13 protein-coding genes and 1 other RNA gene (1 of these 14 only partly in view) are annotated in these 14,975 nt (G+C 44.8%); 1 reads left to right on the top strand and 13 read right to left on the bottom strand.

Annotation, left to right across the window (positions count from 1 at the left end):
• The 13 genes from QFZ77_RS06505 to rpoE form a co-directional block, all read right to left on the bottom strand.
• A protein-coding gene (locus QFZ77_RS06505) for a YbaB/EbfC family nucleoid-associated protein (RefSeq protein ID WP_307437747.1) crosses the window boundary here: on the bottom strand, positions 1–120 show its start. 192 nt of this gene lie to the left of the window's left edge; only the first 120 of its 312 coding nucleotides appear in the window; it begins with the start codon at positions 118–120; the stop codon falls past the left edge of the window.
• A gap of 20 nt (positions 121–140) precedes the next feature.
• Positions 141–1,892: a DNA polymerase III subunit gamma/tau gene (gene dnaX, locus QFZ77_RS06500; protein ID WP_307437743.1), complete on the bottom strand. Its 1,752-nt coding sequence runs from the start codon at positions 1,890–1,892 to the stop codon at positions 141–143.
• A gap of 78 nt (positions 1,893–1,970) precedes the next feature.
• A complete protein-coding gene (locus QFZ77_RS06495; RefSeq protein ID WP_307437740.1) occupies positions 1,971–3,404 on the bottom strand; it encodes an ATP-binding protein in 1,434 nt (477 codons plus the stop codon).
• A gap of 182 nt (positions 3,405–3,586) precedes the next feature.
• An RNA gene (gene ffs, locus QFZ77_RS06490) (signal recognition particle sRNA large type) lies at positions 3,587–3,850 on the bottom strand.
• A gap of 56 nt (positions 3,851–3,906) precedes the next feature.
• Positions 3,907–4,317 (bottom strand): hypothetical protein, encoded by a 411-nt coding sequence (locus QFZ77_RS06485; protein WP_307437737.1) that lies wholly within the window; start codon positions 4,315–4,317, stop codon positions 3,907–3,909.
• 91 nt (positions 4,318–4,408) lie between these two features.
• A complete protein-coding gene (gene rpmE / locus QFZ77_RS06480; protein WP_029197218.1) occupies positions 4,409–4,606 on the bottom strand; it encodes a 50S ribosomal protein L31 in 198 nt (65 codons plus the stop codon).
• A 120-nt stretch (positions 4,607–4,726) separates the two neighbouring features.
• Entirely contained in the window at positions 4,727–6,001 is a 1,275-nt protein-coding gene (locus QFZ77_RS06475; protein ID WP_307437726.1) for a radical SAM family protein, read from the bottom strand.
• A 98-nt stretch (positions 6,002–6,099) separates the two neighbouring features.
• Complete coding sequence (gene rho / locus QFZ77_RS06470; protein WP_307437722.1) at positions 6,100–7,395, bottom strand: transcription termination factor Rho; 1,296 nt, start codon at positions 7,393–7,395, stop codon at positions 6,100–6,102.
• A gap of 62 nt (positions 7,396–7,457) precedes the next feature.
• On the bottom strand, positions 7,458–8,717 hold the full coding sequence (locus QFZ77_RS06465; RefSeq protein ID WP_057304515.1) for a UDP-N-acetylglucosamine 1-carboxyvinyltransferase: 1,260 nt from the start codon (positions 8,715–8,717) through the stop codon (positions 7,458–7,460).
• A 349-nt stretch (positions 8,718–9,066) separates the two neighbouring features.
• The gene (gene fba, locus QFZ77_RS06460; protein WP_047685406.1) at positions 9,067–9,921 is read right to left on the bottom strand and encodes a class II fructose-1,6-bisphosphate aldolase; all 855 of its coding nucleotides are present in this window, start codon (positions 9,919–9,921) and stop codon (positions 9,067–9,069) included.
• 130 nt (positions 9,922–10,051) lie between these two features.
• Complete coding sequence (locus tag QFZ77_RS06455; protein ID WP_057304461.1) at positions 10,052–10,444, bottom strand: response regulator; 393 nt, start codon at positions 10,442–10,444, stop codon at positions 10,052–10,054.
• Positions 10,445–10,601: 157 nt separating this feature from the next.
• A complete protein-coding gene (locus tag QFZ77_RS06450; protein ID WP_307437716.1) occupies positions 10,602–12,203 on the bottom strand; it encodes a CTP synthase in 1,602 nt (533 codons plus the stop codon).
• Between the two features lie 286 nt (positions 12,204–12,489).
• On the bottom strand, positions 12,490–13,071 hold the full coding sequence (gene rpoE, locus QFZ77_RS06445) for a DNA-directed RNA polymerase subunit delta (protein ID WP_307437713.1): 582 nt from the start codon (positions 13,069–13,071) through the stop codon (positions 12,490–12,492).
• 518 nt (positions 13,072–13,589) lie between these two features.
• Between rpoE and QFZ77_RS06440 the strand changes: the two genes are divergently transcribed.
• Positions 13,590–14,753, top strand: coding sequence for a S8 family peptidase (locus QFZ77_RS06440; RefSeq protein WP_307437710.1), 1,164 nt, complete (start codon positions 13,590–13,592; stop codon positions 14,751–14,753).
• Positions 14,754–14,975 lie beyond the last annotated feature (222 nt).

Genomic DNA, 14,975 nt, shown 5'->3' with positions numbered 1-14,975 from the left:
GGTAACAACACCGCCGCCTGCTGTACCTTCGATCATTTTCGTACCTAGTTCTTCTTGGGCTTTCATCATTTGCTCTTGCATTTTCTTCACTTGTTTCATCATTTGGTTCATGTTATTCATGGTAGGTAGCTCCTTCATATTTAGTCTTCTTTAATTGTCACTAGCTCTTCGCCAAATAATTGGATCGCTTCCGAAATCCATTCTTCTTTGACAGCAGTTCCGTTACCTTCGCCATCAGCGACTAGCTCCATTACTTCTGGAGCGCTGCTAGCCGCATCATTCTTAGCGTCGTCCCATTCTTTACGCATAATCGTAAGTAAACGAATAGGCTTGCCAAGCACCGAAGTAAGCACTTGCTCGATAATGACCTTGTTTTCTGGCTTTTCCGTTGTATTGCGATGCATCTCATTCTTGAAAGCCACGAGTACGACATCATCAAGCATAGACACCAGATCACCATTAACGAACCAAGCATGTACGGTAATCTTCTTTTCTTTAACATCACCTAACACTTGACTCCACTTCATGAGAGCAGCTTTGGTTTCTGGACCCTCCGCGGCTTTCAAGTAACCATCCAGCTTAATGCCTGACTTCTTCGAAGGGGCTGAGGCCACCGGCACTTTGGCAGAGGCTGCTTGCCTCGCATTGGAATCGGCCGCTGCACCCGTTACTCCCGATTTTACCAGTGAAGCTATCTGTTCTTCAAGTTGTTGAAGCTTCTGGGTCATTTGGGCAAAAAGATCACCTTGAGGCAAACGCCCTCCGTCTTCCGCCGCGATACTGACAGTCGAACTGCTATCTGCTCCTCTGTGACCACCGCTAATTTTCATAATCGATATTTCTAGCAGGGTCTGAGGCTGTACAGAGTATTTCATTTCGCTTTGGTAATGATTCAACGTCTCAATCATAGCCATCATTTCACTCGGTGAGAAGTTATTCGCTACTTCCCGTAGGTCACCCATATCAAAAACACGTTCAGTAATCACAGGTGAATTCGGCACCATGCGAACCATGAGTAAATCACGGAAGTAATTAATCAAATTTTCAATACATTTATCAGCGCTCTTGCCTTCCTGCATGAAAGTATCGACGAGCTCAAGCGCAGCTCCAAGATTCTTCTCTTTGATGTAAAGAACGAGCTTCTTGAATTGATCGGAAGCGACACCACCGGTAATGGACAAAATGTCTGATAGTTGAACTTCACCCGTCGCAAAGGACGCTGCCTGATCCAGCAGGCTGAGTGCATCCCGCATCCCGCCATCCGATAGTCTCGCTATATAATGGAGAGCTTCTTCGCTAACCGAGATCTGCTCCTGATCACAAATATATTGCAGCCGCTGAACCTGATCTTCCATCGAAACTCTCCGAAAGTCAAAGCGTTGACAGCGGGAAATAATCGTTGCAGGTATCTTATGCGGTTCCGTTGTTGCCAAAATAAACATGACATGCGCCGGAGGCTCCTCAAGCGTCTTCAAAAGGGCATTAAAAGCTTCGGTCGTGAGCATGTGCACTTCATCGATGATGTAAACCTTCTGCCTTACTTCTGTAGGGGCATACTTCACTTTATCACGAATATCCCGAATTTCTTCTACACCGCGATTGGAGGCAGCATCGATTTCGACAACGTCCATGACAGCACCTTCAGTGATTCGTTCACATGCTGAACAAGCGTTGCATGGCTCTTCCGCCGGACCATTTAAGCAGTTGATTGCCTTAGCTAATATTTTGGCCGTACTGGTCTTACCTGTTCCTCGAGGTCCGTTGAACAAATAAGCATGAGTAAGGCGATTTTCTCGCAAAGAATTCTGCAGCGTCTGCGTGATATGTTTCTGACCGACAACTTCACGAAACGTCTGAGACCTCCACGTTCGGTACAGAGCAATATGTGCCATAGTGTTCCTCTCCAATAATCCCTGCATGGAATAACTGAATCCATTATACTATAACGCACCTAGGGATGAAATAGAGGATCAAGTATAAGGAATCGATATCGTAAACGTCGTACCAAAACCCTTTGATGCTACACGTATCGTCCCTCCCATATCATGAATGATTCGTTGGCACACCGAAAGACCTAATCCGGTCCCCGTATCCTTGGTTGTGAAGAATGGATCAAAAATTTTGTCAATCACGAACATCGGTATGCCAGAACCTGTGTCATGAATGTCAATGCAGACATTTCGTTCTACCGTGTCCACTTTCTCTGAAATCGTTAAAACTCCTCCATCCGACATAGCCTCGATGCCATTTTTACAAACATTTAAGAATACCTGCTTGAGCAGCTCTTTATCAGCAATTACTTCAGGTAAATGGTACGAGGCCTCATATTGAAGATTCACATCGTACAAGATAGCTTCATTATTGATAATAGGCAAAATCCCTCGCAGCACTTCAGTCACATCGATCCTCTCATAAGAAACATGCTTTGGCTTACTAAGCAGCAGAAATTCGTTCACTAACTCGTTGATCCGATTGATTTCCTCCAGCATGACTACCGTGAAACTCTGCTCTCGATCCATCCCTTTCACTTCAAAAGTGCGCCGAAGCACCTGAAGAAATCCTTTGATTGAAGTTAGCGGATTCCGAATTTCATGAGCTGTGCCAGCAGCAATTTGCCCGATCATAGCAAGCCTGTCACTTCTTTGAACCATTTCTTCCAGCGAGCGCATATTCGTGACATCCTTGAAGATGACATAAGCTCCTACGATATTACCTTGATTATCTTTAAGCACATTTGAATCCAACAGCAGCTCAAACCGTTCTTGATTATTCATCCATGAAACCGCATGATTGCGGACTACAGCACCATTCAAAATCGTTCGTTGGACAAGCTTATGCTGACTCGGAATCGTAGCAAAGATCTCATCTAATGACTTATTAAGAATATGCTCCCGATCCATTCCTAGAATCTGACATGCTCGATCACTGACGTCTACAAGCGTAAAATTCACACTAATCAATAAAACACCTAGATTAATATCTTTCAAAAAAGCGTCCGAGAACCGCTGCAGTAAGCTTAATTGCGAGCTATCCTGATGCTTCATGGTCAAGAGATACATGAACTTATCACCGCGCATAAGCTTCAACATCGAGAATTGATAAAACATCGTTTCACCATTCTTGCCTACTAGGAATCCATGGGGCCATTCCCCCGGACTGGAATCGTACTTAAAGTAAAATTCATACAGCTCACGCAAAGATGCCCTCACTTTAAAAAGCTGAGGGAACGAGATATGCGTAATTTCCTCGGCTGAATAGCCCGAGTTTTTCAATACTTGATCTGTTGCTAAAATGATCTTACCATCCTCATCCACAACGAGCATACCCGTTTGTATGCTATGGTTGAATAGCTTCCGCATTTCATCGATGGATACCATGTAATCTTGAGGGTCATGAATGGACATTTCAGCAACACCTTCACTTTCTCTCTATTCAATCGCAAAATGCGCAAACGTTTACATGAATCTACATATTATAACCATTCTCTCTAGAGCAAGAATTTTCCTTCCCTTGAAAAAAAGAAAAAACGCCCAAGATACTGGCGTTTTGTTAGGTGTCATTATAAATTCACATATAATCATTAAAACCGTGCACCTGTTATTGATAAAGTGATACAAGCGAACTCTTACCGTTGGCTCAAATCAGGCAACCCCTCGGCACATGAAACATCTCACTTACGGCTGCTTCCTTCCAGACCTGACCGGGTTCATGAGCATTCATTGCGAAGGACCCGACTCTCAACACCACGTGTAAAAGCCAGACCTCACATCACAGTACCGCTAACAGGAATTCAACCTCGCTACAGCGGATTGCGAGTTACAGGGCACCGCTACCTCCCCATCTAGCACGGTAAAAATAGTATAGCTGATTCAATTACAAATAGCAACCGAGGGTAAAATCTACCTGTTAGGGAACCATTTTTACGATGACATTGTAGCGCGGCATGTTGGTGTTCAGCGCCATTTGAGCTTGTGAGCGAAGCTCCTCCACTTGCGCAGCCGTCAAAGATGGTCTTGGTTTTATTTTCACCTTAGCAGTTGGTCCGTTAATGGAGATATTGGTTTTCTCAATACCTTGCAGCTGTGAGAGCACTGCCTTCATTAAGTTCGAATCATCCTCGTAGTGATGATACGTAGGGTTAAGCGGGTCATTCGGATTCACACTGGTAAGCCCCATGTACCCGTCTTGCTTGTAATGTTGTGTTTTATAATTCGGATCCTCGGACAGTGGGTTCTTGTTACCTGAATTAATTCCACAGCCAACTAAGCTTGAGATGAGCAGAATGGCAACCGTAAACCTAAGCAGACCCCTAAACATAAAAACACCTCCCATTGGACTCTAAGCCTAAGCTTAGGATGACCAAGGGAGGTTGTCTTATGCTGATTGGCAGCAAAGTAATTGATGCCAATTAGATTCCGTATTTCTTTTTGAACTTGTCGACACGGCCGCCTACATCGATAAACTTTTGTTTACCTGTGTAGAAAGGATGGCAATTAGAGCAAATCTCAACACGAAGATTTTGCTTAATAGAACCCGTTTCGAACACGTTACCACAAGCGCAAGTCACTGTGGTTGCATGATAAGTAGGATGAATACCTGCTTTCATGATGGTTCACCTCTTTCCGCCCTGAATCATTTGCTGAAACAGAGTTAATGGACGTACTTATGCATTGTATCATATTCAGAAGTCTTGATGCAATGGAAAAAGACCGTGGATGGCCTCCTTTTAGAGCACCGTAGTGACAGTTCTGTCACTTGTATAGAACTTCGGTGTATGCGAATAGGAACCCAACACAACATCAGGAATTTCTTGCTCGAAAATCTCAATCATTTGCTTCATCCCAAGCAGTTCACCCCTTGCTTTGGGGATAATGCCCAGGTAACTTTCGGGATCAATATTCAGGTTGCGCAATTGAATCAATTTCAATCCGGTTCTTCGCACGAATTCAATCATCGCTTCGATCTCTTCTTCTCGATCGGTTACACCTGGAAATACAAGATAGTTAATCGAAGTTATAACTCCTTTATCCGTAGCGTAGCGGAGAGACTTCTCTACATTTTTGAGCGTATAAGCTCTTGGCTTATAGTAGGCATTGTAGTGATCATCCAGCGCGCTAATCGTACTAACCCGCATGAGATCTAGCCCAGCATCAACAATGCCGCGGATATGATCCGTGAGACCTGCATTGGTGTTGATGTTAATATAGCCCATCTTCGTTTGCTCACGCACTTGCTTGATGGCATCGATAATAATCACAGCCTGCGTGCTAGGTTCCCCTTCACAGCCCTGTCCGAAGGAGATAATACTCTCAGGCGTCTGCAGATGCTCGAGCATGATCTGAGTGATCTCTTCGACCTTAGGCTTGAAGTTCATCCGAGTCTGAGGCGCTACGAAGCCACTCTCATCCGGTTGTTCCGAAATACAGCCGAAGCATCCTGCGTTGCAGGAATAAGATACCGGAACGGCACCCTCCCAACGTTGAAGGAACGTATTCGAGGCTGTCAGGCATTCATAACCCAGTGCGCAGTTGGATAAGTGGGCATATAACCGATTATCTGGATATTTGGCAACCAGTCGTTTGACCTCTACCTCAAGCTCAGTAGGGTCACAATGAACGGGATTCCAGTAATAAGGATTATCTGTCAATCGAGCCGCTACATAGAAGCCATCATCTTTCCATACGACCGCGGTATAACCGAATAGCGGTAGTGCCTTGGACTTGTCCGATTTCACATAACCGGGAAGCAATAGCCTAGTGAAGCCTTGCGGGAGCAGCGCCCCAACGGCGTGATAATCTCCCTCAACCAGCTTCATATCGCCTGTTGCGGCATCAATGCCTACCGGGCGTGTAAACGGAAGACTGACTAGTGTTGATCCCTCAGGAAGAGGAATTAACTCATCTTCTAAAATTTCTGTTATCATTTCAGCGTTTCGACCTAGTGCCAAGAAATCAGGATGGTCAAAAACGTTTCCTTGTAAGTCTGAATAAACCAAGTTCATAACGGTACTCCTCTTTGTGCGTCACGGATAAACGACTTAAGTCGTCCTTAAGGACGACCGTGTTTGTCATGATTGATGCGAAGCAGATTATTTGAAGCTTAAGAAGCTGAATTCTTGACTTTACCTTTGTTAACTCCTGTAGATCCCGCTGAAGGGGAAGCCAAAGAGTCCAAAAACTCTTGATTGGTCTTCGTATCGGCAAGCTTCTTAATGAAGGATTCTGTATATTCATGCGAATCGTTCATCCCTCTGCGAAGTGCCCATACTTTCTCAAGCTCATCTTTGCCAAGGAGTGCTTCCTCGCGGCGCGTACCGGATCTACGAATATCAATCGCAGGAAAAATACGGCGTTCAGCCATTTTACGGTCAAGATGAAGCTCTAAATTACCTGTACCTTTAAATTCTTCATAAATGACATCATCCATACGTGAGCCCGTTTCAACAAGTGCTGTAGCAAGGATCGTTAAGCTGCCGCCTTCTTCAATGTTACGAGCGGCCCCGAAGAAACGTTTAGGCCGATGAAAGGCAGCAGGGTCTATACCACCCGTTAACGTCCGGCCCGAAGCAGGAACCACAAGGTTATAGGCCCTGGCCAACCGGGTAATACTGTCCATGAGAATGACAACATCTTTCTTATGTTCAACTAGACGCATTGCGCGTTCTAAAACTAGCTCAGCGACCTTGATATGATTCTCAGGAAGTTCATCGAAGGTAGAAGCAACAACTTCCCCTTTCACGGAACGCTGCATATCCGTAACTTCTTCTGGCCGCTCATCAATAAGCAGAACGAAGAGTTCAATTTCAGGATAATTGGTGGAAATACTGTTGGCAATTTCCTTAAGCAATAATGTTTTCCCTGCTTTAGGAGGTGCTACGATCAAACCACGTTGGCCTAGACCTACAGGAGCAAGCAAATCCATGATACGCATGGAAATCTTATTTGGCTCCGTTTCGAGCGTAATCCGAGTGTCTGGATAAAGAGGTGTCAACGCAGGGAAATGAAGTCGCTCCGCTGCCGTTTCCGGCTTCTCTCCATTCACCGCTTCAACTTGAAGAAGCCCAAAATAGCGCTCATTCTCTTTTGGCGGACGACATTTGCCTGATACAATGTCCCCGGACCGCAAATCAAATTTGCGAATCTGGGAAGCCGAGATATAAATGTCCTCTGAGCTTGGAAGGTAATTAATTGGACGCAAGAATCCAAAGCCTTCCTGAAGGATCTCAAGAACACCTTGCATGAACATTAGACCACTCTCAGCAGCTTGTGCACGTAAAATTGCAAAGATGAGTTCTTTTTTCTTCAGCGTACCATAGTATTGGATCTGATGTTTCTTAGCTAGTTTATATAATTCAGTAAGCTTGAGTACTTCAAGCTCAGCAAGCTGCATGCTCATGTTTCAACCACCAAACTATTAAATTTTCAATTGGATTCTAGCATTGCCTGTTGTCTGGTACTTTATTCCTCGCTCTCGCGCCAAACCTCTGCACCCAGTGAAGATAAGTTGAATACCAGGTTCTCATAACCACGATCAATAAACTCAACCCCGGAAACTTCTGTGATGCCACCTGTTCTTACGCTAAGACCCGCAAGTACAAGAGAAGCTCCTGCTCTCAAATCCGTTGCTCTCACTTTGGCAGAACTAAGCTGTGAGCCCTCAATAATGGCTGAGCGTCCTTCGACCTTCATCTTTGCTCCCATACGTACAAGCTCAGGAATATGCTTGAATCGATTACTATAAACGTGGTCCGTTAATATACTAACTCCTTTAGCCTGGCAAAGTAAACTTGCCATCGGAGACTGTAGATCCGTCGCAAACCCTGGGTAAATTAACGCTTTCACATCGACACTTTCGTATTCAGGCTGACCCACAACGCGAATCGACTCATCCATTTCATAAATATGAACGCCCATTTCTTGAAGCTTTGCCGTCAGAGCCTCCATATGTTTAGGTATGACATTGTCGACGGTCACATCGCCGCGTGTAGCCGCTGCAGCTATCATGTACGTACCTGCTTGAATACGGTCAGGAATAATGGAATGGCGGCAACCATGCATCTCAGTTACACCTTCGATACGAATGGTCTCTGTTCCAGCGCCCTTAATTTTGGCACCCATTGAGTTTAAAAGTGTTGCCACATCTATGATTTCAGGCTCTTTGGCCGCATTTTCAATAATCGTAACGCCTTTAGCGCGTGAGGCAGCCAGCATGATATTAATCGTCGCTCCAACACTCGCCATATCTAAGTATATTTTGGCACCGCGCAGCTCTTTGGCGCGTATCTTTAAGGCGCCATTCTCATTGCTAACCTCGGCACCTAAAGCTTCAAAACCTTTTATGTGCAAATCAATCGGACGCGGTTCGAAGTTACAGCCACCTGGCAGACCAATCGTCGCCTCTCCAAATCTTCCGAGCAGAGCTCCCATTAAATAGTAGGATGCTCTAAGCTTCTTTACTTTGCCATTCGGCATAGGAAGTGATTTCATCCGACTTGGGTCGATCGTCATCCGATCTTCGTTCCAGTCAATGGTAGCCCCTAAATCCGTCAAAATTTCTGTATATATAGCCACATCACTCAGATGAGGCAGATTATCCAAAGTAACCGATGTTTCAGCAAGTACAGCGGCCGGAATGAGTGCAACTGCACTATTCTTAGCCCCGCTAATTTGAACTGTTCCCCGTAGTGGACGTCCCCCGACCACCATTAATTTTTCCAACATGATTCTCCCCCTAAACCAGGTGCCTCTTACTAAGTAGTAAATCAAAACAATCAAAGCAACCTAACCCAACACAAACTTCACCCAAAAAATAAACGACTCCACCGCCCCTTAAGACTAGCGATAGTCAAGGTTCATACGAAGCGATAGTATAAATTCATACTGTCTTACAACGACATACAAAAAAAGAGATCCTTCACAAACTAAAACAGCTATGGTCCTCTCTGAGAACATAAGCGCAAAAAAATAGAAGAAGGAAACGCTTGTAATGACACAGACGGACGACATTCTTGCGTCTATCCTCCGTCTGTGCCTTACTGCATTTCCTACCCTGTCTATACAATTGGAATTAAGCTTGGTTGCTGCTTCCGAACAATTGAATTTTGGATTTTACTACTTCGATCATAGCATTACGTGCTGGGGTGAGATATTTACGAGGATCATAAATTTTAGCATCTTTAGCCAGAGCTGCACGGATATTCTCTGTACAAGCCACTTGGTTCTCTGTGTTAACGTTGATTTTACCAACGCCTGCCGCAATAGATTTACGAATCATTTCGTCAGGAACGCCGGATCCACCGTGAAGAACAACAGGAACTGGAATCGCTTTGGAAACCGCTTCGATAATATCAAAGTGAATGTTAGGCTCGCCTGCGTACATACCATGTGCAGTACCTACAGCGATAGCCAGACAGTCTACACCTGTTTCTTCGTAGAAACGGATAGCTTCTTCTGGTTTTGCAAGGTTAGCGTGCTCTTCATCAACAGAGATGTCGTCCTCAACGCCGCCAATTGTTCCAAGCTCACCCTCAACGGATACGCCCATTGCACGAGCTGCTTTTACAACTTCTTTCGTCAAACGAATGTTTTCTTCGAAAGAATAGTGGGAACCATCGAACATAACGGAGCTGAATCCTGCACGGATACATTTCATCGCTACTTCAAAGGAACTGCCATGATCTAAGTGTAGAGCAATCGGCAGACCTGATTTTTTAGCTGCCGCTTCAGCAATCGCCACTGTAAACTCGATACCCATATATTTCAGTGCGCCTTCGCTAACACCATAAATGAACGGGGATTTTAATTCGATTGCAGCTTCCACAATCGCTTGAGCAAATTCAAGGTTGTTCATGTTAAATTGACCCACCGCGAATTTGTTCGCTTTTGCTTTAGGTAAAAATTCATTCATTGAAACCAATGCCATGTTTCTCTTCCTCCTAGAACCTGTAGTAGTTGCGTATACCGCTCTTTGTCATACCTGAGTTATTATAGCACATAACTTTTCAAATGATAACCAAGCCCTCCCTTTTCAGCAACAAAAAAAGACCCTATAACTAGGATCCCACTGCAAAACCGCTGCTTGATTCATTATTCAGCTGCATATTTACCGCCATACGCAATTCATCAATATCAAAAGGCTTTGTAAAATGCATAATCGCACCGAGGTCTGTTGCCTCTTTAATCATATCGAGCTCGCCGTAGGCTGTCATCATGATCACTTTGATCGATACATCAATCGCTTTAACGTGTTTCAAAATATCCAGACCGTCCATACCAGGAATTTTCATATCAAGTAGTATAAGATCAGGTGAAGAATTTTTCACGATTTCCAAGGCCAACTTGCCATTCGAAGCCTGATAGGTATCGTACCCTTCGTTACTGAATACCTCCATGAGTAGTACGCGAATTCCATTTTGATCATCGACAATTAATACCTTTTTCTTCATCAGCTTATTTCCCTCCCGAAAACGAATAACAAACTCCCATGTATATGTTTCTAAAGTTATTCGCTATTCATTTTCGATTTCCTTCTGAGGGACAAAACTAATTGAAAAGTTTTACAAATAAGTTGGTTATCTGGAGGGACAACCGTTATAGCAAGAATTAACGAGCGATTAACTGCGCGGCTTTCACGAATTCACGGAAAAGCGGCTGCGGACGATTCGGACGCGATGTAAATTCCGGATGGAATTGAACAGCAAGGAACCAAGGGTGACCTGGAAGCTCAACCATCTCAACCAATCGACCGTCCGGTGACGTACCGGAAATGCGCAAACCAGCAGATTCAATCAAATCGCGGTATTCATTGTTAAATTCATACCGGTGACGATGTCTCTCATAGATAAGCTCATCATTGTAACACTGCTCAGCAAGAGAGCCTGGGACAACTTTGCAAGGATATAAGCCAAGACGCATTGTACCGCCTAAATTCTCGATATCCTTCTGCTCTGGCAGTAGATCGATAACCGGATAAGCCGTTGTAGGATTAATCTCGGAGCTGTTCGCGCCATCCAAGCCTGTAACGGAACGCGCATATTCAATGACAGCAACCTGCATACCTAAGCAAATCCCAAAGAATGGAATTTCCTTTTCACGGGCATAGCGGATCGCTTCCACTTTACCTTCAATACCACGATCACCAAATCCACCAGGTACAAGAATACCTTGAACACCTGAAAGAAGCTGATGGACGTTATGCTCAAAAATTTCTTCTGCATTCACCCAACGAATATTAATTTCGGAGTCATTATCGATGCCGGCATGACCTAGTGCTTCAACAATACTTAGGTAAGCGTCATGCAGCGCAACGTATTTCCCCACGATCGCAATTTCTGTCTTCTTCGTCAATGATTTAACCTTACGAACAAGGCTTTCCCATTCCTTCATATCCGGCTCGTTCGTCCGTAGTTTCAGGTGATTAACGACATAATCGTCAAGCCCTTGCTCGCGAAGCATCATCGGAACTTCGTATAAGGTTTCTGCATCCTTACACTCAATAACAGCTGCAGGATCGATATCACAGAATAAAGCTAACTTACGCTTCATATCTTCCGTTAGGGAATGTTCTGTACGGCAAACGATAACGTGAGGTTGAATCCCCAGCCCGCGTAGTTCTTTTACACTGTGCTGTGTAGGTTTCGTCTTCACTTCACCAGCTGCTTTAATATAAGGAATCAGCGTAACGTGAATATACATGACATTCTCGCGGCCGATATCATTTTTCATTTGACGAATGGCTTCTAAGAAAGGCAAGCTCTCGATATCGCCCACGGTGCCGCCAATTTCTGTAATAACGACATCAGATTGCGCTTCACGGCCTGCACGAAGGACGCGATCCTTAATTTCATTCGTAATGTGCGGGATAACTTGTACCGTACCACCCAGATATTCGCCTCTGCGCTCTTTGGTAATGACGGAGGAGTATACTTTACCTGAGGTTACGTTGGAACTTTTGGAAAGATTAATATCAATAAAACGCTCATAATGACCTAAATCCAAATCCGTTTCTGCCCCATCGTCGGTTACGAACACTTCACCGTGCTGGTAAGGACTCATAGTTCCCGGATCCACGTTAATGTAAGGGTCAAACTTTTGAATAGTAACTTTCAAGCCTCTGTTTTTGAGCAATCTCCCTAAGGACGCTGCTGTAATTCCTTTGCCAAGGGATGAAACTACGCCTCCCGTAACGAAAATGTATTTTGTCACTATGTACGCCTCCTAGAGTTTTAGTATGGTTTTGTAATATAAGAAACTTACGTCGTAAGGCATAAGCTTATCTTTTGCCAGAAGAAAGACTTTGTAAGCATTAGCTTCTGCTAAATAAGGCTTTTCATGAAAATAAAGTGAAAAAACACAAAAAAAACACTAAAAAAACAAAAAAAGTGACACCCGTAGTGACGGGGCACTTTTTGAACGCTTGAGCGAAATGTTAAGATTCTTTTAAAGCCCATGCAATAGTTTACTCTGAACAGATAGGGGCTGTCAAGACAAGTTATTTGCCCTCTTCAGCCTCTTCATCCAAATCGTCTTCCTCGTCTTCCTCATCGGAATCCTCGTCTAAATCGTCTTCACTATCTTCGTCTGTTTCTTCAATACCCGCTTCACCAAGATCCTCTTCGATCTCTTCATCTTCGAAGAATTCAGTATCCTCTTCCGCCTCTTCCTCTTCGGTTTCGGTACCAAATGTATCGTACTCATCTTCTTCTGCGTATGTATCTTCTTCCTCAGCGTAGATGTCTTCATCCAGATCGTCATCTTCGTCGTTAATGATTCTTGGACGCTTAGCGTTACCAACCGCGTCGTCTGATTTCTCGACAGGATACCAGCGTTTCAAACCCCATAGGTTCGTGCCTACGCAAGCAAAACGACCATCGATGTTGATTTCCGTATATAGTTGGGCAATCACTTGCATAACTTGCTGCTCGGACAGCCCTTTTATTTTAGCAATTTCAGCCATCAGGTCACGATAGTAAAACGGCGTATTCGCCGACTTCAGTAATTCAAACGCCAAATCCACCATGGGCATTTCGCGTGCTTGCTCTGTGGTGATTTTGAGTGTGTATTCGCTACTCATCTAAGGCACATCCTTTTCGATCGTGATCGTCTTCTTCGTTCTTCTATCTACCTTATCCAATATCTTCATTAAGTAAAACCTATTTTTTCTAAAAATGCAACTATCCCCAAGGATAAACTATTTCCGTCGTCCTGAGGACGAGGGTGTTTGTCAAGGTTGTGCGGGGCAAGAGTATAAAATTCATACTTTCGTTTCAACTTAGAAACCTTTCGAGCAGATGCCTTATACACCCCTTCGGAGGGAAGAAAGCGTTCCCCCTAAAATGAATACAAGCGAAGGTCCCCCTCCGCTTGCGACTGTATCCTAAGGAAGCGGTGTGAATGAATCACAGCCGTTTCCACTACCTGAGAAAGAGACACTCCTGCCCGCGCCTCTCTATTTATCCTATGTAAAACCTACGCATCTGACACGGCTTCGCACCCATTTATTTCTGTAGAGACAATGACACGGTCATACGGGGTGACCTGTACATATGATAGGGGAGATTCGATTCTAAGCTGTCATGGGGGGATGGCACGATGGATATAGCCACCTTTCTTCATTTGCTTCATGAGGAAATCGGTCTCACCAAGCATTCTGGCAAGAAGCATATCATCCATTTCTCATCGGCTAAGGACTATTACGCATGCAAATCAGCGCTGAAACGAATGAAGTCTCAGTTCGTAAATCTTTCCAAGGTCCGCGATCTAAGTATTATTCACGCCTTCTCCTGCACGCTTCGTCCCGATACCAAGCTCAGAGGTATCTCCGGTGCGCCGAACATCGTAGAGGATACCAAAATAACCGTTCACCAAGCGATGGGCAACAAAATTACCTCCAGACGATCAAGCAATTTATCGGGCTCACACACGATACCTTGGGGCATCGATCAAGTAGGCGCGCCTGAAGTCTGGAACAAATCGGTAGGTCAGAATATTCGGATCGGGGTCATCGATACCGGAATTGATTACAATCATCCTGACTTACGCAATTCGATATCACGGGGCATTAATTTATTAAACCGCAGCATGCTGCCTTATGATGACAATGGACATGGTACGCATATTGCCGGAACCATCGCGGCAGCTGGCCGCCATTCAGGGATTGTCGGTGTTGCCCCAAGAGCCATCGTTCATCCTGTAAAAGCATTTGACCACGCTGGAAGCGCTTATGTCTCGGACATTATTGCCGGTATCGATTGGTGTGTCCATAACGACCTCGATATTATCAATATGAGTTTCGGTATGAAATCATACAACCGTTCTCTCGAGCAAGCTGTCATGAACGCGTATTACAGAGGTAAAGTCATCGTAGCTTCATCCGGCAATGACGGCAAAAAGAAATCGGTCGATTACCCCGCCCGCTTCCCCCAGGTCGTCTCCGTTGGAGCCACAACACGGTTAGGCAAAATCGCTCCCTTCAGCAACCGCGGGAAGCAAATTGATATCTACGCACCAGGCGAACGGGTCTACTCGTCCTGGCTTAACGGCAAATACAACGAGCTAAGTGGCACTTCGATGGCCACTGCTCATGTCAGCGGCGTCATCGCCTTGATGTTATCGATCAAGCCGATGTCGCCGCTGCAGATTAAAAGCGCGCTGCGGCGCTGTGCGATTGGCCTTAACAAGCGAGAGAGCACCACGCGCTGGAAGCCCGGGCATTTGAACGCTCGGCGCGCTATCCGGGCGGCGCGGCAGGGCTGAGATCCGCCGACGCTTTCGGCGTTTGGTATAAAAGTTGTACAAAGTACAACTTTAGTCATGTTAATCTACGTTATGCCTGCGATTATTGCACGAGAAAATACAACATTTTTGCCCAAAAATAGCCATTTTGGATGAGATGCTGCTATTTTGTCGTACAAAATACAACATTTCTCTGCTTGGAGCGAAACAAGTGGAATTGTTGTACTTTTAACAACTCCACTC

This window comes from Paenibacillus sp. V4I3, from assembly GCF_030817215.1.
In the GTDB taxonomy this organism is placed as follows: domain Bacteria; phylum Bacillota; class Bacilli; order Paenibacillales; family NBRC-103111; genus Paenibacillus_E.
The sequence above is the reverse complement of the archived record's forward strand: the minus strand, read 5'-3'. Positions and strand labels throughout refer to the sequence as shown.